This window comes from Streptomyces specialis, from assembly GCF_001493375.1.
GTDB lineage: Bacteria > Actinomycetota > Actinomycetes > Streptomycetales > Streptomycetaceae > Streptomyces > Streptomyces specialis.
In genome coordinates, this window is the sequence record NZ_LN929895.1 from 674,389 (window position 1) to 692,167 (window position 17,779).

The 17,779-nt window shown below is 73.6% G+C and carries 18 protein-coding genes, 3 pseudogenes and 1 riboswitch; of the genes and pseudogenes, 13 read left to right on the forward strand and 8 right to left on the reverse strand.

Features of this window, described 5'->3' with window-relative positions; all coding sequences use genetic code 11:
* Window positions 1-7: 7 nt before the first annotated feature.
* Window positions 8-1,942: an ABC transporter ATP-binding protein gene (locus tag BN2279_RS17785; RefSeq protein WP_079032253.1), complete on the reverse strand. Its 1,935-nt coding sequence runs from the start codon at window positions 1,940-1,942 to the stop codon at window positions 8-10.
* A 138-nt stretch (window positions 1,943-2,080) separates the two neighbouring features.
* Here BN2279_RS17785 and BN2279_RS17790 point away from each other — a divergent pair, with 138 nt between their 5' ends.
* The gene (locus BN2279_RS17790) at window positions 2,081-3,100 is read left to right on the forward strand and encodes a GlxA family transcriptional regulator (protein ID WP_456112215.1); all 1,020 of its coding nucleotides are present in this window, start codon (window positions 2,081-2,083) and stop codon (window positions 3,098-3,100) included.
* Window positions 3,097-3,882: a DJ-1/PfpI family protein gene (locus BN2279_RS17795; protein WP_059010724.1), complete on the forward strand. Its 786-nt coding sequence runs from the start codon at window positions 3,097-3,099 to the stop codon at window positions 3,880-3,882. Before BN2279_RS17790 ends, BN2279_RS17795 begins: the two co-directional genes overlap by 4 nt.
* A gap of 57 nt (window positions 3,883-3,939) precedes the next feature.
* Here the strand turns inward: BN2279_RS17795 and BN2279_RS17800 are convergent, their stop codons facing one another.
* The 3 genes from BN2279_RS17800 to rpmB form a co-directional block, all read right to left on the reverse strand.
* The gene (locus BN2279_RS17800; protein ID WP_234347979.1) at window positions 3,940-4,896 is read right to left on the reverse strand and encodes a DUF3048 domain-containing protein; all 957 of its coding nucleotides are present in this window, start codon (window positions 4,894-4,896) and stop codon (window positions 3,940-3,942) included.
* Between the two features lie 128 nt (window positions 4,897-5,024).
* Window positions 5,025-5,330: a 30S ribosomal protein S14 gene (rpsN, locus tag BN2279_RS17805; protein WP_059010728.1), complete on the reverse strand. Its 306-nt coding sequence runs from the start codon at window positions 5,328-5,330 to the stop codon at window positions 5,025-5,027.
* Complete coding sequence (gene rpmB / locus BN2279_RS17810) at window positions 5,330-5,566, reverse strand: 50S ribosomal protein L28 (protein WP_059010730.1); 237 nt, start codon at window positions 5,564-5,566, stop codon at window positions 5,330-5,332. Before rpmB ends, rpsN begins: the two co-directional genes overlap by 1 nt.
* A gap of 52 nt (window positions 5,567-5,618) precedes the next feature.
* Here rpmB and rpmG point away from each other — a divergent pair, with 52 nt between their 5' ends.
* From rpmG to BN2279_RS17830, 4 genes and pseudogenes are all read left to right on the forward strand, one after another.
* Complete coding sequence (gene rpmG, locus BN2279_RS17815) at window positions 5,619-5,783, forward strand: 50S ribosomal protein L33 (RefSeq protein ID WP_059010732.1); 165 nt, start codon at window positions 5,619-5,621, stop codon at window positions 5,781-5,783.
* Between the two features lie 24 nt (window positions 5,784-5,807).
* Window positions 5,808-6,080, forward strand: coding sequence for a type B 50S ribosomal protein L31 (locus BN2279_RS17820; protein ID WP_059010734.1), 273 nt, complete (start codon window positions 5,808-5,810; stop codon window positions 6,078-6,080).
* Window positions 6,080-7,258 (forward strand): annotated as a pseudogene (locus BN2279_RS17825) (CobW family GTP-binding protein). Before BN2279_RS17820 ends, BN2279_RS17825 begins: the two are co-directional and overlap by 1 nt.
* Window positions 7,259-7,462: 204 nt before the next feature.
* Window positions 7,463-7,699, forward strand: coding sequence for a DUF397 domain-containing protein (locus BN2279_RS17830; RefSeq protein ID WP_059010736.1), 237 nt, complete (start codon window positions 7,463-7,465; stop codon window positions 7,697-7,699).
* Window positions 7,700-7,789: 90 nt separating this feature from the next.
* Here BN2279_RS17830 and BN2279_RS17835 read toward each other — a convergent pair whose 3' ends face one another.
* On the reverse strand, window positions 7,790-8,299 hold the full coding sequence (locus BN2279_RS17835; protein ID WP_059010738.1) for an ATP-binding protein: 510 nt from the start codon (window positions 8,297-8,299) through the stop codon (window positions 7,790-7,792).
* A 347-nt stretch (window positions 8,300-8,646) separates the two neighbouring features.
* On the opposite strand from BN2279_RS17835, the gene BN2279_RS17840 reads away from it, so the two are divergent.
* Window positions 8,647-9,486 (forward strand): helix-turn-helix domain-containing protein, encoded by an 840-nt coding sequence (locus BN2279_RS17840; RefSeq protein ID WP_059010961.1) that lies wholly within the window; start codon window positions 8,647-8,649, stop codon window positions 9,484-9,486.
* A gap of 82 nt (window positions 9,487-9,568) precedes the next feature.
* On the opposite strand, the gene BN2279_RS17845 is transcribed toward BN2279_RS17840, so the two are convergent.
* Window positions 9,569-10,180 carry a PadR family transcriptional regulator gene (locus BN2279_RS17845; protein WP_059010740.1) on the reverse strand — a complete coding sequence of 204 codons (612 nt, stop codon included), beginning with the start codon at window positions 10,178-10,180 and terminating at the stop codon, window positions 9,569-9,571.
* Between the two features lie 173 nt (window positions 10,181-10,353).
* Here BN2279_RS17845 and BN2279_RS17850 point away from each other — a divergent pair, with 173 nt between their 5' ends.
* The 3 genes and pseudogenes from BN2279_RS17850 to BN2279_RS17860 form a co-directional block, all read left to right on the forward strand.
* Entirely contained in the window at window positions 10,354-11,361 is a 1,008-nt protein-coding gene (locus tag BN2279_RS17850; protein ID WP_059010742.1) for an ATP-binding cassette domain-containing protein, read from the forward strand.
* 56 nt (window positions 11,362-11,417) lie between these two features.
* Window positions 11,418-12,200, forward strand: a complete 783-nt coding sequence (locus BN2279_RS17855; RefSeq protein ID WP_059010963.1) for an ABC transporter permease — start codon at window positions 11,418-11,420, stop codon at window positions 12,198-12,200.
* Window positions 12,201-12,470: 270 nt separating this feature from the next.
* A pseudogene (locus BN2279_RS17860) lies at window positions 12,471-13,889 on the forward strand (threonine/serine ThrE exporter family protein); the annotation flags it as partial.
* Window positions 13,890-13,913: 24 nt separating this feature from the next.
* Here the strand turns inward: BN2279_RS17860 and BN2279_RS17865 are convergent.
* Window positions 13,914-14,228, reverse strand: coding sequence for a DMT family transporter (locus BN2279_RS17865; RefSeq protein ID WP_059010744.1), 315 nt, complete (start codon window positions 14,226-14,228; stop codon window positions 13,914-13,916).
* Window positions 14,229-14,238: 10 nt separating this feature from the next.
* Window positions 14,239-14,306: riboswitch (guanidine-III (ykkC-III) riboswitch) on the reverse strand.
* 25 nt (window positions 14,307-14,331) lie between these two features.
* Window positions 14,332-14,820 carry an inorganic diphosphatase gene (locus BN2279_RS17870; protein ID WP_059010747.1) on the reverse strand — a complete coding sequence of 163 codons (489 nt, stop codon included), beginning with the start codon at window positions 14,818-14,820 and terminating at the stop codon, window positions 14,332-14,334.
* Between the two features lie 108 nt (window positions 14,821-14,928).
* Here BN2279_RS17870 and BN2279_RS30735 point away from each other — a divergent pair, with 108 nt between their 5' ends.
* From BN2279_RS30735 to BN2279_RS17880, 3 genes and pseudogenes are all read left to right on the forward strand, one after another.
* A complete protein-coding gene (locus BN2279_RS30735) occupies window positions 14,929-15,264 on the forward strand; it encodes a hypothetical protein (protein ID WP_234347980.1) in 336 nt (111 codons plus the stop codon).
* Window positions 15,261-16,334, forward strand: a pseudogene (gene dacB / locus BN2279_RS17875) (D-alanyl-D-alanine carboxypeptidase/D-alanyl-D-alanine endopeptidase); the annotation flags it as partial. The gene BN2279_RS30735 and the pseudogene dacB, both read left to right, overlap by 4 nt.
* A 168-nt stretch (window positions 16,335-16,502) precedes the next feature.
* Window positions 16,503-17,633: a zinc-dependent metalloprotease gene (locus BN2279_RS17880; protein WP_059010965.1), complete on the forward strand. Its 1,131-nt coding sequence runs from the start codon at window positions 16,503-16,505 to the stop codon at window positions 17,631-17,633.
* Window positions 17,634-17,779 lie beyond the last annotated feature (146 nt).

Consider the following 17,779-nt stretch of genomic DNA (forward strand, 5'->3'; position numbering starts at 1 on the left):
TCGCGGCTCAGGAGGCCGGTACCACCACCCCCGGAGCGGTCCCGCCCGCCGTCTCGTCCACCGTCTCGCCCGCCGTCTCACCCGTCGTCTCGAATTGCGTCCGGTACAGCTCCTCGTACCGCCCGCCGGCCGCCAGCAGCTCCTCGTGCGTCCCGCGCTCCACGATCCGGCCCGCCTCCACCACCAGGATCTGGTCCGCCGCCCGCACGGTGGACAGCCGGTGGGCGATCACCACCGACGTGCGCCCCGCCAGGGCCTCGGCCAGCGCCTCCTGCACCGCCGCCTCCGAGGTGGCGTCCAGGTGCGCCGTCGCCTCGTCCAGGATCACCACCCGGGGCTGGGCCAGCAGCAGGCGGGCGATCGTCAGCCGCTGCCGCTCGCCGCCCGAGAGGCGGTAGCCGCGCTCGCCGACGACCGTGTCCAGCCCGTCGGGCAGCCCGGCGACCAGCGCGTCGAGGCGTGCCCTGCGCAGGACGTCCCACAGCTCGTCCTCGCTCGCCCCGGGCCGGGCCAGCAGCAGGTTCGCGCGGATGGTGTCGTGGAACAGGTGGCCGTCCTGGGTGACCATGCCCAGCGTCCGGCGCAGCGACTCGGCCGTCAGGTCCCGCACGTCCACGCCGCCGATCCGCACGGTGCCGGCGTCCGTGTCGTACAGGCGCGGCACGAGCTGGGCGATGGTGGACTTCCCGGCGCCCGAGGAGCCCACCAGGGCCACCAGGCGGCCCGGGTCGGCGCGGAACGAGACGCCGTGCAGCACCTGTTCGCCCCCGCGGGTGTCCAGCGTGGCGACCTCCTCCAGCGAGGCGAGCGAGACCCGGTCGGCGGCCGGGTAGGCGAAGTCCACGCCCTCGAACTCGACCGACACCGGCCCCTCGGGCACCGCGCGGGCGTCCGGCCGCTCCTCGATCAGCGGCTTCAGGTCCAGCACCTCGAACACCCGCTGGAAGCTGACCAGCGCGCTCATCACCTCGACGCGGGCGCTGGCGAGCGCGGTCAGCGGGGCGTAGAGCCGGGTGAGCAGCATGGCGAGGGCGACGACGGCGCCGGAGTCGAGGCTGCCGCGCAGCGCGTAGAAGCCGCCGAGGCCGTAGACCAGGGCGAGCGCCAGCGCGGAGACCAGGGTGAGCGCGGTGACGAACACCATCTGGAGCATGGCGGTCCGCACGCCGATGTCCCGCACCCGCCCGGCCCGCGTGGCGAACTCGGCGGACTCCTCGGCGGGCCGCCCGTACAGCTTGACGAGCGTGGCGCCGGGCGCGGAGAACCGCTCGGTCATCTGCGTGGACATGATGGCGTTGTGGTTGGCGGCCTCGCGCGAGAGCCGGGCCAGCCGGGCGCCCATGTGGCGGGCGGGCAGCACGAAGACCGGCAGCAGGGCCAGCGCCAGCAGCGTGATCTGCCAACTGATGCTCAGCATCACGCCCAGCGTCAGCAGCAGCATCACCACATTGCTCAGGACGCCGGAGAGCGTGCCGGAGAACGCCCGCTGGGCGCCGATCACGTCCGAGTTCAGCCGGCTGACCAGGGCGCCCGTCCTCGTCCTGGTGAAGAACGCGATCGGCATCCGCTGCACGTGGTCGTAGACCGTGGTCCGCAGGTCGAAGATCAGCCCCTCCCCGATGCGCGCGGACAGCAGGCGGGCGAGCAGCCCGATCCCGGCCTCGGCGACGGCGATGGCGGCGATCAGCAGCGCGAGCGTGACGACGGTGCGCTCGGCGGCGTCCGTCGTGATCGCGTCCACCACCTTGCCGGCGAGGACCGGCGTGGCCACGGCGAGCAGGGCGGTGACGACGCTGAGCAGCAGGAACGCGACGAGCGCGGCGCGGTGGGGCCGGGCGAACCGCGCGATGCGGCGGAACGTCTCGCGGGTGAAGGGGCGTTGGTCGTCCTTCGCGTGGCGGGCGTTGTACAGCGCGTGCCACGCGGTCATCTCCATGCTCATACGGCGGAGCCTAGAATCTCAAGGAAACTTGAAGTCAAGCGCCGCCCAGGGGCGCGCGGCCCGGCCGGACGGGCGCCGTGATGGAGTCGCGTCATGCGGAACATCATGGAGGCCACCACTGACAACGGCACCCGCCGCGTGGTGATCGTCGGCTACGACGACGCGCAGATCCTGGACATCGCCTGCCCCAGCGGGGCACTGGACATCGCCAACCGCTACGGCGCCCTGCCGCCCTACACGATCGAGGTCGCCACCCTCGACGGCCGCCCGGTGCGCAGCTCCGCCGGTGTCGCGCTGGCCGCCGCCCGCCCGCTGACCCCCGTGCGCGGGCCGCTGGACACCCTGATCGTGGCGGGTGGCAGGGGCCACGAGGCCGCCGCCGCCGACGGCAGGCTGCTCGCCGAGGTGCGGCGGCTGGCCGCGCGCAGCGGCCGGACCGCCTCGATCTGCACCGGCGCCACGGTGCTGGCCGCCGCCGGGCTGCTCGACCACCGCCGCGCCACCACGCACTGGGCCCACGCGGAACGGCTCGCCGCCCGTTTCCCCGCCGTGGCCGTCGACCCCGCGCCGCTCTACATACGCGACGGCCGCGTCTACACCTCGGCCGGCGTCACCAGCGCGCTGGACCTCACCCTCGCGCTGATCGAGGACGACCACGGCCCGACCCTGGCCCGGGCGGTCGCCCGCGAACTGGTGACGTATCTGCACCGGCCGGGCGACCAGGCGCAGATCAGCCTCCACCTCGCGGCGCCGCCGCCCGCCGACCGGCTCGCCCGCGACCTCGTCGGCTGGATCGCCGGGCATCTGGACGCGGCCCTGTCGGTGACCGCGCTGGCCGCGCGGGCGGGGGTGACCCCCCGCCCCCTGGCCCGCCTCTTCGCCGCGCCCCGGGGCACGACGCCGACGCGCGCGGTGCGGGCGGCCCGCGTCGAGGCCGCCGCCCGGCTGCTGGCCACCAGCGCACGCCCCGTGGCCGCCGCCGCCCGCCGCTGCGGCTTCCGCTCCACCGAGACGCTCCGCCAGGCGTTCCTGCGCGTCCACGGCACCACCCCGGCCGGGGCCAGGGCGGGAACCGGTGCCGCGGAACGGACGGGCTCCGCAGGAAGCCGGACATCGCCGGGGCGCGGCGGCGGACGGACCGTCACGCTGCCGCCATGACCACCACATCGACCACCCGCCGCACCCTCCTGCGCGGTGCCGCGGCCGGCGCCGGGCTGACCGCCCTCGGCACCGGCCGGGCCCCCGCCGCACCGGGCCCCGCACCGGGCGCCCCGCCGGACGCGGCCGACGACGGCCCGCACATCGGCGTCCTGCTCTACGACGGCTTCAGCCTCCTCGACCCCACCGGCCCCGCCGAGATCCTGGCCCGCCTCCCCGGCGCCCGCGTCACGATGATCGCCGAACGCCGGGGCCCGGTCCGCACCGACACCGGCGACGTGGCGCTGGTCGCCGAGCGCACGACCGCCGAGACCTCGCGCCTCGACGTGCTCCTCGTCCCCGGCGCGGGCGAGCGTGGCACCGTCGCGTGCGTCGAGAACCCGGCGCTGCTCGACTGGATCCGGCGCGTGCACCGGCACACACGCTGGACCACGTCCGTGTGCACCGGCTCGCTGATCCTGGGCGCCGCCGGGCTGCTGCGCGGCCTGGACGCCACGACGTACTGGGCCTCCCGCGACTACCTGGAGAACGAGTGCGGCGCCCGCTACCTCCCCGAGCGGTATGTCCGCGCCGGGAAGATCATCACGGCCGCCGGGGTGTCGGCCGGGGTGGACATGGCGCTGTACCTGGCGTCGCTGATGTCCGGCGACACCGTCGCGCAGGCCATCCAGCTCGCCGTCGAGTACGACCCGCGGCCCCCGTTCGACACCGGCACCCCGGACAAGGCCGGCCCCGAGTTGCGGGAGCTGGCCCTGCGCCTGCTCGCCGACTCGCAGACCTGACCGGCCCGCCACCGCCGGCCGGGGCGGACGCGGGCCGGCACCCCGGACAAGGCCGGTTCAGTCGCTCTTCTCGGCGAGCACCACCCACACCGGCCCCGGCGCGAACCGCATCGGGTCGCCGTCCGGGGTCGTGTACGTGGTGCCCTCGTCCTCGGCCGTCCGCTCCCACTCCGCCGGGAACGCCTGCCCGTCGCGCAGCACGGTCGCGTCGCCGGAGCCGACCGTCTCGGTGTACGGGGTGAAGCTCCCCAGGAAGTCGTGGAACTCGGACTGGCGGACCGTCACCTCCTGGACGACGACGGTCGCCGCGCCCACGCCGGTCCCGGTGCCGTCCATGGCCACCTGCCACCGCTTCTCCCCGGCGGACCAGGTGAAGGAGAACCCGGCGCTGGGGAAGTCCACGTCGTACGCCTCGGTCGGCTCACCGCCCCCGGCCGGGGCGTCGCCGAAGCGGAAGCCGATGTCGGACGCCTCGCTCGCGTCCGGCGCGGCGTCGAGGATCTTGCCCGGGTCCACGTAGAGGTTGTACGGCGCCTCGCGCGCGTCGTCGCGCTGGTAGGCGTCGGGTGCCGCGTCCGGGGACTCCGCGAAGAGCGGGGCGTCCGCGATCAGCGGCTTGAGCTTGGTCTGCACCCCGGAGTACGCCAGCGCCGGCTCGCCGAACTGCCGCAGCAGCTCCAGATCCGACTCCCGCGCGCTGCGCACCGGGCCCACGCGGTCCGGCAGATGGCCGGAGTACACGGCGATGAGCCGGCTGAGACCGGCCTCCACCTGCTCGACATAGACGATGTCCGCCTGATCGAGTCCGGTGTGCGGTCTGGCGTCGGGCGAGTTGTCGATCTTGACGGCCACCACCGGGCCGCCCTCCGACTCCTCGCCCGTGAACGGCGAGACCTGTCCCCGCTCCGTCCGGTCGCCGCCCTGCTCGGCGCCGTCGTCGTCGCCGCCTCCGCACCCGGCCACCAGCGCTCCGAGCGCCAGGGTCACGGCGAAGGCCCGTATGCTTCCAGCCACCTCAATCACCCCAATAGCCCCTTTTGTCCACAATGCACCAGTGCACCACGGATCGGCGTGTCGCGCCTCTCCCGGAGGAGATGCCCGGACGCGGGGCCCGGCCCCCGGCCCGGCCGGGGGCCGGAGGGTCACCAGCTCGACTTGCGCACCCCCGGCAGGAACCCGGCGTGCGCCTGGCTCCTGACGTTGACCCGGGAGAGCCCGAAGGCCCGCAGATGGCCGCGCGGGCGGCCGTCCACGCTGTCCCGGTTGCGCACCCTGGTCGCGCTGGCGTCGCGCGGCTGGCGCCGCAACTCCCGCCAGGCGGCCTCTCGTTCGGCGTCAGGCGTGTGCGGGGAGCGGATCAGCTCCTTCAGCTCGGCCCGCCGCGCGGCGTACCGGGCGACGATCTCCTTGCGCTGCTCGTTCTTCGCGATCTTGCTCTTCTTCGCCATCAGACCCGTCCTCCCCGCGCGCGGATGCGGGCGACGGCCCGCTCGATGCCGAGGGCGTCCACCGTCTTGATCCCCTTCGCGCTGAGCGTGAGCCGCACGTACCGGCCCTCGCTGGGCAGCCAGTAGCGCTTGCGCTGGATGTTGGGGTCGAAGCGGCGCGGCGTGCGCACATGGGAGTGGGAGATGGACTTGCCGAAGCCGGGTTGGCGGCCGGTGAGCTGGCAGTGGGCGGACAAGGTGTGATCCTTCCCTTAATGAAAATGGTTCTCGTTTCTGTATAGTAGCGGCATGGCGAGAGACGACATCCGCCCCGTCGTGAAGCTGAGATCCACGGCGGGCACCGGGTACACGTACGTGACCCGCAAGAACCGCAGGAACGATCCCGACCGCCTTGAGCTGCGGAAATACGATCCGGTCGCGCGCCGGCACGTGGTCTTCCGCGAAGAGCGCTAGGCGCGAGCAGAGAGGAGCACCGCCATGAAGGACGGCATCCACCCCGAGTACCGGCCGGTCGTCTTCCGCGACCGGGCCGCGGGCTTCGCGTTCCTGACCCGGTCCACCGCGACCAGCGACACCACCGTGGAGTGGGAGGACGGCAACACCTACCCGGTGGTCGACGTCGAGACCTCCTCGGCCAGCCACCCCTTCTACACCGGCACGGCGCGGGTCCTGGACACCGCCGGCCGCGTCGAGCGCTTCCAGCGCCGCTACGGCGGGCGCGAGAAGCCCGGCAAGTCCGAGGACCGTTGATGGAGCCGTCGCACGCCCCCCGGGACCCGTCCGCCGCGCTGCCCGTCGTGCTGGTCGGCGGTCTGCACACCGACGCCCGCCGCACCGCCGTCGCGCGGCTGCTGCGGGCCGTGCCGGGCAGCGTCGCCCTGCACCACGACCTGACCGGCGCGGCCAGGTCCACCGTCACCCGGACCGTCCGCGACGCGGACGGCGTGCTCGGCGGCGGCGAGACCCCGCTGGTCAACGACTGCGCCTGCTGCGCGCTGCGCGCCGACCTGATACCCGCGCTGGTCCGGCTGGCCGACGAGGGAACGTGCCGGCTCGCCGTTATCGAGCTGTGGGACTCGGTGGAGCCGAAGTCCATGGCCGAGGTGATCGCCGAGCACGGCGCGGACCGCGTCCGCCTGACCGGCGTGGTGACCGCCGTCGATCCGGCGCTGGTGCTGCCGTACCTGGCGTGCGGCGACGATCTGTCCGACGTCGGGCTCGCCGCCGCGGCGAGCGACGCGCGGACCGTGGCCGACACCTGAGCCCGGCAGCTCGAATACGCGCCGCTGCTCGCCCTGGCCGAGGGGCCCGAGCCGGCGGACGAGGCCGATCTCGCGCTGCTCGCCCAGCTCCACCCCACCGCGCGCCATGTCCGGGTCGACGACCCGGAGTTCGCGCGGCTGGCCACCGCCGGATTCGACGTGGAGGCCGCGGCGGCGCGGCAGAACCCGGCCACCGCGCTGCTGCCGCAGGAGGCCGACCACGACGGCGTCGGCACGCTGGTCTGGCGCCACCGGCGGCCGTTCCACCCCGGGCGGCTGTACGCGGCGCTGGAGGACCTGACCTGTGCCGCGCCGCGCAGCCGGGGCCGCTTCTGGCTGGCCGACCGGCCGGACACGCTGCTGACGTGGGACGCGGCGGGCGGGGCGCTGTGCGTGGAGAACGCCGGTCCTTGGCTGGCCGCGCTGCCGGACGCGGCGTGGGAGATGGCACCGGCCGTGCGCCGGGCCGCCGCCGCGCTCGACTGGGACCCGGAGTGGGGCGACCGCGTGCAGCATCTGGTCTTCACCGCCCCCGACCTGGACGCCGACACCGTGCGCGCGGTGCTGGCGTCGTGTCTGCTCACCGAGGAGGAGTACGCGGCGGGCCGCGCGGCCTGGCGCCATCTGGCGTCGGCGTTCGACGACCTGCTGGACCCGGTCTCCTGACCGGCCCCCGGAGGGAACCGGGAGCGAGTGCGCGCCGTCTCACCGGATGGCCTGGACCACGCGTGACGGCGCGGCGACGCCGCGTCGTGCACGTGCATTGTCCCGTGCATATGCACGAGGGCGGCGTTATGATCCTGGACAGTCGGGTCCTACGGCCATGCCCTGGACCTCTGTTGCGCCACTCGCACGACCGGGAGACAACCAGTGCCCGACGCGTACAACGGCATCGCCGCCCATCTGCTCCGGGATGTCCGGTGGCTCAAGAGCAGCTACAGCAACTCGCAGGGGACGTGCGCGGAGTTCGCCAGACTCCCGAGCGGGGACGTCGCGATGCGCAACTCCCGCTTCCCCGAAGGGCCGGCGCTCGTCTACACGCCGGACGAGATGGAGGCCCTGCTGCACGGGGTGAAGAACGGCGAGTTCGACCACCTGATCGGCTAGCGAAGGCCGTGACGGGCGCCGTGCCGTCGCACGGCGTCCGTCACGGCCTTCGCCGGGGAAGCGCGTTCGGAAGCGCGCCGAAGGAGTCCGTCAGGACGTCTGGAAGACCGCCCAGACCACTTTGCCGTTCCGGCCGCCGGTCAGCGGGCGCCAGCCCCAGCCGTCGCTGAAACACTCGACCAGATACAGACCGCGCCCGGACTCGGCCGAGGCGTCCATGTCGTCCATCCGGCCCAGCCGCGGCGACGCGTCACTCGGATCCTGCACCGCGCATATCAACCGCCGCGCGCACCGCATGAGTTCCAGCTCGACCGCGGGCGGTGCCGCGGACTCGAAGTCCGTCCCGAACTCCGCCGTCCTGGGCCGCGTGCCGTGCCGCAGGGCGTTCGTCACCAGCTCGGACACCACCAGCGCGACCCCGTCGAACAGCTCGGGCAGTCGCCACCCGTGCAGCGTGCTGCGGGTGAAGTCCCGTGCCTGACGCACGGATTCGGGACGAGGAGGCAGGCCGAGGGTCGCGGTACTGGACAGGGTACGCAGGTCGGCAGGCAGGAACTGTCGCCCTAACAGGTCGAGCATGGGCGTTCCGTTGGTCCCCATGGCGCGGCACACTCCTGGCATTGCGGCGGCACTGTCGTCCTCGGCGGCTGACGTCATGGGCAACCCCCGTACCCCGCCATCGCCCACGTGATGGTGACGGGGTCGTACTGCCACGCCGGTGACACGGCGCGTGGAACTCATGCTTCCCAACGCATACGGCAAATGCAAGGGCGGATGCACGTGCACGGAAAAATTTGATCGACCGTAATCAAGCACACACCGAACGAAGCGCGGAGGTGGCAGACTTCCTGGGGCGGAACTGGAGGGTAGTTGAACGTATGAATACTCAGCGGACGGCGGACGGAACGCATTCCGGCGCCGACGGCGGGGCCGTACCCGGCGGTTCGATGGTGCGCCGCATCCTGCTCGGTTCGCAGTTGCGCCGGCTCCGCGAATCCCGGGGGGTGACGCGGGAGGAGGCCGGGTATTCGATCCGGGCCTCCGAGTCGAAGATCAGCAGGATGGAGTTGGGCCGCGTGAGCTTCAAACCGCGCGACGTCGCCGACCTGTTGACCCTGTACGGCGTGACCGACGAGGCCGAGCGCGAGCCGCTGCTCGGCCTCGCCCGCTCCTCCAACGAGGCAGGCTGGTGGCACAGTTACAGCGACGTCCTGCCGAGCTGGTTCCAGACCTACGTCGGCCTGGAGGCCGCGGCCGAGCGGATCGGCACGTACGAGCTCCAGTTCGTCCACGGACTGCTCCAGACCGAGGACTACGCCCACGCCGTCATGGTCAGCGGTCACCAGGGCCGGCTGCCCAAGTCCGAGGTGGACCGCCGGATCGCGTTGCGGCTGGGCCGCCAGAAGCTGCTGGTCTCCGAGAGCGCCCCGCACCTGCACTGCGTCCTGGACGAGGCCGCGCTGCGCCGCTTCCACGGCGGCCGGCGCGTGATGGACGAACAGCTCCGCATGCTCATCGAGTTCTCCGAGCACCCCACCATCACGCTCCAGGTCGCCGCGTTCGCCCGCGGCGGGCACGTCGCGGAGTCCGGCGCGTTCACGCTGCTGCGCTTCGCCGAGGAGGAACTGCCCGACCTCGTCTACCTGGAGCAGCTCACCGGCGCGCTCTACCTCGACAAGCGCGAGGAGGTCGCCGCCTACCAGAAGGTCCTCGACCGGCTGACGCACGAGGCCCTGAACCCCGGGGAGACCCGGGACCTGCTCCGGGAGATCCGTCAAGCCCTGTAGTCGCGCGGGCGGTTGACGCACGGCGGCCCCGGCGGCACCGTTCGCGCGACCGTCGCGGACGGGCGGCCCGGGCTCAGCGGATTCAGCGGAACGGGTTCTCCGCCCCGTCCGGCAGCACGTCCCTGCTGCGTTCCCCCTCGCCCGCCATCACGTAGGCGCCGTTCTCCAGCCGCTCGATCAGGCCGCGCGTCCACTCGGCGCTGGAGTCGGCGTTGTGCACCCACAGCAGCATGACCTCGCCGATGTGCCCCCACTCGGCGGGGGCCGCCTGCGGCGTCCAGTGCTCGAAAACCTGCCGTTTCCAGTCCTCCAGCGCCGCCACCCGCTCCCTCAGCAGCGCGATCGCCTCCGCCCGGGGCAGGTCCACGATGCAGCCGACGGCGCTGGTCAGCACGTCGATGCGCTGGTCGTGCGCGCGCAGCGACTCCCGGAGCAGGTCCAGGTACGCCTCCTCGCCCGCCTCGGTCAGCTCGTACTCGGTGCGCGGCGGACCGCCGGCCGGGCTCCTGGCGGTCTCGTGGGCCAGCAGCAGGCCCTGCTTCGCCATCTGCTTCAGCGCGTGGTAGATCGACCCCGGCTTGGCGGTCGACCACTCGTGCGCGCCCCAGAACTCCAGGTCGTTCCGCACTTGGTAGCCGTGCGCCCGTCCGTGCTGCCGCACCGCGCCCAGAACCAGCAGCCGCATGACCGACATCCGCCGTTCGCCCTTCCGCCGAGGCCCCACCGGGATCGGCCCGGCCCGTGAGCAGTGTCTCACCGCCCCCACTCGTCAAGTTTGACTAGTGGCGAGTCCGAGGTTACCCTCGCTCTTCGGTCGACTAATCAAGTTTGACTAATGCGCCCGGGTGGCGCACGGAAGGGGAGCCGGTGGAAGCGGCGATTCTCGTCGAAGACCTCAGAAAGACGTTCGGCCGGGGCAAGGCCGCCAAGCCCGCCCTCGACGGCCTCGACCTCACCGTCCGGCGCGGCACCGTGCACGGCGTCCTCGGCCCCAACGGCGCCGGGAAGACCACGGCCGTCCGCATCCTCACCCCCCTGCCCCGCCCCGGCGGCGGCCGGGCCGAAGGGGGGGGCCCCGACGGGGCGGCCCGCCCCGACGAGGTCCGGCGCCGGATCGCGCTCCTCGGCCAGCACGCCGCCCTGGACGAGGAGCTGAGCGGCCGGCAGAACCTGGAGCTGTTCGGCCGCCTGCGCCGGCTCGGCGGCGCCGGCGCCGCCCGCCGCGCCGGGGAACTGCTCGAACGGTTCGGCCTGGCCGACACCGGGCACAAGCCGGTCCGCGCCTACAGCGGCGGCATGCGCCGCCGGCTCGACCTCGCCGCCGGGCTCGTCACCGAACCCGAGATCCTCTTCCTCGACGAGCCCACCACCGGCCTCGACCCGCGCGGCAGGACCGAGGTGTGGAACGCGGTCCGCTCGCTCACCGGCGCCGGCACGACCGTCCTCCTCACCACCCAGTACCTGGAGGAGGCCGACCAGTTGGCCGACCGCATCTCCGTCCTCGACGGCGGCCGGCGCATCGCCGAGGGCACCGCCGACGAGCTGAAGTCGGCGGTCGGCGGCGACCGCGTCGACGTCGTCGTGCGCGACGCCGCCCAACTGGACGCCGCCGCGTCCGTCGTCGGCATGGCCGCCCACGCCTCCCGCGCCACCACCGACCCCGACCGCCGCCTGGTCAGCGCCCCCGTCACCGACCGGATGGCCGCCCTCGCCGAGACCGTCCGCGCCCTGGACGCCGCCGGGATCGACGCCGAGGACATCGCCCTGCGCCGCCCGACCCTGGACGAGGCATACCTCCACCTCACCGGCCGCACGACCGGCCCCGCCGAGAGCCCCGCACCCGCGAAGACCGCCGAAGGGGAGTCCGCCGCATGACCGCCCACGCCACGACCACCCGCTCCACCGCCACCCGCCCCACGGCCACCCATTCGATGGCCGACGCCCTCCCCGCCGCGCTGACCATGCCCCGGCGCGGCTTCGCCCACTGGGCCCGCCGCCCCGGCCAGTTCGCCGTCGGCCTCGCCTTCCCGGTGATGATGCTGGTGATGTTCGCCTACTTCCTCGGCGGCGGCATGGCCGTCGAGGGCGGCGGCGACTACACCGAGTTCCTCGTCCCCGGCATGCTCGCCCTCACCATGGCCTTCGGCCTGGAGGCGACCATGATCGAGCTGACGCAGGACATCAACCGCGGCGTCCTGGACCGCTTCCGTTCCATGCCCATCGCCCGTTCCGCGATCCTCGTCGGCCGCAGCCTGCTCGACATGCTCGGCTCCGTCGTGAGCCTGCTGGTCATGCTCGGCGCGGGCTGGGCGATCGGCTGGCGGTGGCACGGCACCGCCGCCGAGGCCGCCGCCGCGATCGGCCTGCTGCTCCTGCTCCGTTTCGCGATGCTCTGGGCCGGCATCCTCCTCGCGCTGGTCGCACGCCGCCCGGAGTCCGTCCAGGCCGTGCAGATCCTCGTCTGGCCGGTCGCCTTCCTCTCCAACGCCTTCACCTCGCCCGACACCATGCCCGACTGGATGGGGGCCGTCGCCGAATGGAACCCGATGTCCGCGACCGCGGGCGCGATCCGCGAACTGTTCGGCAACCCCGGCTGGGGCGGCGACTCCTGGGCCGTCGAGCACTCCGTGGCCCTGGCCGTCGCCTGGCCCCTGGTGCTGCTCGCCGTCCTCGTGCCGCTCGCCGTGCGCCGTTACGCGAGGCTGAGCGACTGACGCGCACCTGACCGACCGACCCGCCCGCCCCGGCCGCCTGTCCGCCGTCTTCTGAAGGAATCGGCAGATCATCCTATGCTCGCAAGGGAACAGTGGTGCGAGCGCAAGGGGTGGAACTCAGGTGGCCGGGGACAGCGGGCGGCCGGGCGACGGGGAGTCGGCGGGGCGGGGGGGCGGCGGCGGGGGCGGGGGCGGCGCGGGCGGGGGGGCGGCCGCGCCAGATGGGTATAGGAGACCGCCCCCCGCCTGCCGGCCCGGCCGTACGCGCACAGCGAGTTCACCCCCGCCCAGGGCATCCCCGTCCTGCTCCCCGCCGGCCTCTGGCAGGACCGGATGCGCAGCCTCGTCCGGCTGCCGCTGGCCGAGCGGCCCGCGCCCGAACCGCCCGCGCGGGCCGAGGACGCGACCTCGGCCGTGCCGCGCGTGCTGGACCTGACGCTGCGCATCGGGGAGCTGCTGCTGGCCGGCGGCGAGGGCGCCGAGGACGTCGAGGCCGCGATGTTCGGCGTCGCGCACGCCTACGGCCTGGCCCGCTGCGAGGCGACCGTCACGTTCACCCTCATCTCGATCACCCACCAGCCGTCCCTGGTCGATCCACCGGTCTCGCTCAGCCGCACGGTCCGCCGCCGGGGCACCGACTACAACCGGCTCACCGCCGTCTTCCAGCTCGTGGACGACATCTCGCACGGCGAAGTCACGCTGGAGGACGCCTACGGACGGCTGGCCACCATCCGGCGCAACCGCCACCCCTACGCCAAGTGGCAGCTCACCATCGCCTCCGGCCTGCTGGCCGGCGCCGCCAGCACCCTGGTCGGCGGCAACTGGCAGGTCTTCCTCCTCGCCGTCATCGGCGCGATGGTCGGCGACCGGTTGGCGTGGCTGGCCGCCGGACGCGGGCTGCCGGAGTTCTACCAGTTCGTCGCCGCGGCGATGGCGCCCGCGCTCGTCGGCGTCGGCTGGGCGGCCGGCCACACCTCCGGCGCGGACGAACGGCAGGCCGCCGCGATGATCACCGGCGGCCTGTTCGCGCTGCTGCCGGGCCGGGCCCTGGTCGCGGGCGTCCAGGACGGCCTGACGGGCTACTACCTCACCGCCTCGGCCCGGCTGCTGGAAGTCGTCTACCTCAGCGTCGGCATCGTCGTCGGCGTGCTCGCCGTCCTCTACTTCGGCGAGACCTCGGGCGTGCGGCTCGACCCCGACGTGGTCGAACGCGCCACCCGCCCCGGCGTCCAGCTCGCCGCCGCGCTGCTGCTGTCGCTCACCTTCTGCGTGCTGCTCCAGCAGCCGCGCCGCACCGTCTTGCCGGCGACGCTCAACGGCGGCGTCGCCTGGCTGATCTACGGCGCGATGCACGACACGGCCGGCCTGTCGCCGTTCGCCGCGACGGCGGTCGGCGCCGGAATGGTCGGCCTCTTCGCGCAGCTCCAGTCGCGGTACCGCTTCACCTCGTCGCTGCCCTACGTCACCGCCGCCATCGGGCCGCTGCTGCCGGGCGGCGCGGTCTACCTCGGGCTGCTCGGCTTCGCCCAGGGCAGCGTGAACACCGGCCTGGAGAACCTGCTGACGGCGGTGACCCTCGCCCTGGCGATCGCCATCGGCGTGAACCTCGGCAGCGAGACGGCCCGCCTGTTCATCAACCCGCCGACCCCCACCCCCCGCCGGGGCGCCAAACGGACCCGCGGCTTCTGAACGGCGAGGGCCGCGGGCGCGCCGTCAGTGCGTGAGCTTCAGCCCGACCACACAGCCGACGAGACCCAGCAGCAACGCCACCCGCACGGCCGACACCGGCTCGTCCCCGTGCGCCATCGCCCACCCGGCGGTCAGCCCCGCGCCGATACCGACCCACACCGCGTAGCCGGTCCCCACGGGCAGGGTCCGCAGCGCGTAGGCGAGACCGGCCATGCTGAGCAGCAGCCCGGCGCCGAACACCACGCTCGGCACCGGGCGGCTGAAGCCCTCGGACTTGTCCAGCGCGGTCGCCCACACCGCTTCCAGCACGCCGGAGACCACCAGAACGAACCAGGCCATCACAGACTCCCCTGCGCCGTCTTGTCATGACTGGGTACGGCGCACCTCGTCCAGGAGCCGGTCGGGCTCCGGCGTCAGGCTCTCACGGCCGGGCCGGCACCGCTCAGTGGCCCCCGGCGGCGGCCCGCTTGATCGACGCCTCGATCTCGGCCTCCGCCTCGGCGCGACCCACCCAGTTGGCGCCCTCGACCGACTTGCCGGGCTCCAGGTCCTTGTAGACCTCGAAGAAGTGCTGGATCTCCAGCCGGTCGAACTCGCTGACGTGGTGGATGTCCCGCAGGTGCTCCATCCGCGGGTCGCCGGCCGGCACGCACAGCAGCTTGTCGTCGCCGCCCGCCTCGTCCCGCATGCGGAACATGCCGATCGTCCGGCACTCGATGAGGCAACCGGGGAACGTCGGCTCGTCCAGAAGCACCAGCGCGTCCAGCGGATCGCCGTCCTCGCCCAGCGTGCCGTCCACGAATCCGTAGTCGGCCGGGTAGACAGTCGAGGTGAACAGGTGACGGTCCAGCCGGATCCGCCCGGTCTTGTGGTCCACCTCGTACTTGTTCCGAGAGCCCTTCGGAATCTCGATGGTGACGTCGAACTCCACGGGTGACACTCCTTAACCGATCTGTGCACGCGACAGGTGGTTAAGTGTCTCTCACGCCGGTGTCGTGTTGCGAAAGGGGCTGGCCTTACAGTGCGCAGGGCAGCGGAAGTGCTACGTCGGCACCGCGCGACCTGGCGGCTCGCCGCCGGCTCCGCCGTCGCGGGACTCGCGGTCGCGGCCGGGGCGATCACCCTGGCCGGCCCCTGGGACGCGGGTCGGCGCACGGCCGAGCGCGAGGCCGCCGCCGAAGCGGAGCGTCACGGCGCGGGTACGGAACGCATGGGCGTCACTGTACCGGGCGCCGCCCCCGTGCTCACCCCCCTCGACGCCGCCGCCCCCCGCAGCTCGCCCGCCGCCCTCGAACAGGAGCTCCGCTTTCGCTGGCGACGCCACGCGCCACCCCGAACCCCCTCCTCCCCCTTGCGCGGGCGGCGCCAGATGTGAAGAAGGGACGGGCCCTCGAACAGGAGCTGGGCCCGCTGCTGGACGACCCCGCGCTCGGCACCGGCGTCGCCGCCTCCGTCGTGGACGTCGCCACCGGCACCTCTCTCTACGCCGAGGAGGCCCGCTCCGGCCGGGCGCCCGCCTCCACCATGAAGCTGATCACCGCCGTCGCCGCGCTGCACGCCCTGGGCCCCGACCACCGGCTGTCCACCACCGCCGTCCTCGACCCGGACGAGGACCGGGTGATCCTCGTCGGCGGCGGCGACGTCACCCTCACCGACGACGAGCTGCGCGCCCTGGCCGACGACACCGCCGAGGCCCTGGCCGAACGGGGCGCCGGCACCGTCCGCGTCGGCTACGACGTCTCGCTCTACCCGGGCGACCAGAATCACCCCATCGGGGTCAACACGAACCTCGCGCCCATCACCCCCCTCCAGATCAACGCGGGCCGTCTCGACGACAGCGTCAAGGGCCCCGCCCCCCGCTCCACCGACCCGGCCGCCGACGCCGCCGAGGCGTTCGCCCGGTACCTCGCGGACGCGGGCGCCGACGTCAAGGACGGCGCCCCGGACCGCCACACCGCCCCCGGGGACGCGGAACGGCTCGCCCGCCACCGCTCCGCGCCCCTGTCCTCGCTCGTCGAGCGGATGCTCACCGACAGCGACAACGACCTGGCCGAGGCCGTCGCCCGCGCCACCGCCGTCGCCACCGGCGAGCCCGCCGACTTCGACGGCGTCGGCCGCGCGTTCACCGCCACGCTGGACGACCTCGGCCTGCCCGTGGACGGACTCCGCGTCGCCGACGCCAGCGGACTCGACCGCGACGGCCGGGTCAGCGCCCGGCTCCTCACCCACCTGCTGGCCACCGCCGCCGACCCCGCCCGCCCCGAGCTGCGCGCCACTCTCACCGGCCTGCCCGTCGCCGGTTGCAGCGGCACCCTGGCCGGCCGCTTCGGGGACCAGGACAGCGGCGCCGCGGGCCTGGTGCGCGCCAAGACCGGCACCCTGACCGGCGTGAACACGCTGGCCGGCACGGTCACCACCCCGGACGGACGGGTCCTGGCGTTCGCCTTCCTGGCCGGCGACCCCACCGGCGAGGACGCCGCCGAGGCCGCCCTCGCCGCCGCCGCCACCGCCCTGGCCACCCGCCGCTGCCGCGGACCCCCGGCCCCGGCCCGGTTCCGCCCGGGGACGCCGTGCCCTATCCGCTCCGCGCGCGGGCGCCGTACGGTGGACGGTATGACGAGTCTCGGTGGTACGGACCTGGTCGACTGGAATCTGGCGGTGTCCACCGCCTCCCGCATCGCGAGGCCGGGCCCCGAGGTGAGCCGTGACGAGGCGCGCGAGGTCGTCTCCGAACTGCGCCGCCACGCCCGCGCGTCCGAGCGGCACGTCCGCGAGTTCACCGGGATGGACTCCGGGGCCGCCGACACCCCGGTCCTGGTCGTGGACCGGCCCGGCTGGGTCCGGGCGAACGTCGCCGGGTTCCGCGAGGTGCTCCTGCCGCTGACCACCAAGATGCGCGAACGGCGCGCCGCCATGCCCGGCGGCACCGCGCTCACCGCGATGGGCAGCAAGGTCACCGGCATCGAGGTCGGGATGCTGCTGTCGTTCCTCTCCTCCCGGGTCCTCGGCCAGTACGAGACGTTCGCCCCGCCGGGACCGGACCTGCCCGGCGGCGACGGCCTGACCCCCGGCGCCGGACGGCTGCTGCTCGTCGCGCCCAACATCGTGCACGTCGAACGTGAACTCGACGTGCACCCGCACGACTTCAGGCTCTGGGTCTGCCTGCACGAGGAGACCCACCGCACGCAGTTCACCGCCGTGCCCTGGCTCCAGGACCACCTCAAGAGCGAGATCCAGGCGTTCCTGCTGGAGGCCGACGTCGATCCCGCCACCCTGCTGGAGCGGTTCCGGCAGGCCGCCCAGTCGATGACCGGGCGCGGCGGCGACGAGGCGCGCGAGGGCGACTCCGGGCTCGGCATCGTGGATCTGGTGCAGACCCCGCGCCAGCGCGAGATCCTCGACCGCCTCACGGCCGTGATGTCGCTGTTGGAGGGGCACGCCGACTTCGTGATGGACGGCGTCGGGCCCGCCGTCGTGCCGTCGGTGGGGGAGATCCGCGAGAAGTTCACCAAGCGGCGGCAGACGGGCGCCGGGCGGCTGGACCGGGCGCTGCGCAGGCTGCTGGGGATGGACGCCAAGCTCCGCCAGTACCGCGACGGGGAGCGGTTCGTGCGGACGGTCGTCGAGCGGGCCGGGATGACCGGCTTCAACAAGGTGTGGACCTCGCCCAACACGCTGCCCACCAAGGAGGAGATCTCCCACCCGGAGCGGTGGGTCGGCCGGGTGCGACCCAGTGGGTCCTAGGTTGCCGGAATCCTCCAGAATCACCCGTACGAGGGACCGTCGCGCCATGCCTGGCGTGCGATGCTCGGGGAACAGGCTACCTCTGTCACCATTTACGCACGCTGCGTGACAGCGCTTCCCAGCCCGAAGCACCCCGAGAGAGAAGT

Excerpts from the sequence above, each read along its gene's own strand:
- BN2279_RS17840 (WP_059010961.1), top strand. The coding sequence starts at position 8,647 with ATGGTGCGCCGCATCCTGCTCGGTTCGCAGTTGCGCCGGCTCCGCGAA.
- BN2279_RS17845 (WP_059010740.1), bottom strand. The coding sequence starts at position 10,180 with ATGTCGGTCATGCGGCTGCTGGTTCTGGGCGCGGTGCGGCAGCACGGA.
- rpmG (WP_059010732.1), top strand. The coding sequence starts at position 5,619 with ATGGCGAGAGACGACATCCGCCCCGTCGTGAAGCTGAGATCCACGGCG.
- BN2279_RS17880 (WP_059010965.1), top strand. The coding sequence starts at position 16,503 with ATGACGAGTCTCGGTGGTACGGACCTGGTCGACTGGAATCTGGCGGTG.
- BN2279_RS17795 (WP_059010724.1), top strand. The coding sequence starts at position 3,097 with ATGACCACCACATCGACCACCCGCCGCACCCTCCTGCGCGGTGCCGCG.
- BN2279_RS17785 (WP_079032253.1), bottom strand. The coding sequence starts at position 1,942 with ATGAGCATGGAGATGACCGCGTGGCACGCGCTGTACAACGCCCGCCAC.
- rpsN (WP_059010728.1), bottom strand. The coding sequence starts at position 5,330 with ATGGCGAAGAAGAGCAAGATCGCGAAGAACGAGCAGCGCAAGGAGATC.
- BN2279_RS17865 (WP_059010744.1), bottom strand. The coding sequence starts at position 14,228 with ATGGCCTGGTTCGTTCTGGTGGTCTCCGGCGTGCTGGAAGCGGTGTGG.
- BN2279_RS17820 (WP_059010734.1), top strand. The coding sequence starts at position 5,808 with ATGAAGGACGGCATCCACCCCGAGTACCGGCCGGTCGTCTTCCGCGAC.
- BN2279_RS17855 (WP_059010963.1), top strand. The coding sequence starts at position 11,418 with ATGGCCGACGCCCTCCCCGCCGCGCTGACCATGCCCCGGCGCGGCTTC.
- BN2279_RS17835 (WP_059010738.1), bottom strand. The coding sequence starts at position 8,299 with ATGGGGACCAACGGAACGCCCATGCTCGACCTGTTAGGGCGACAGTTC.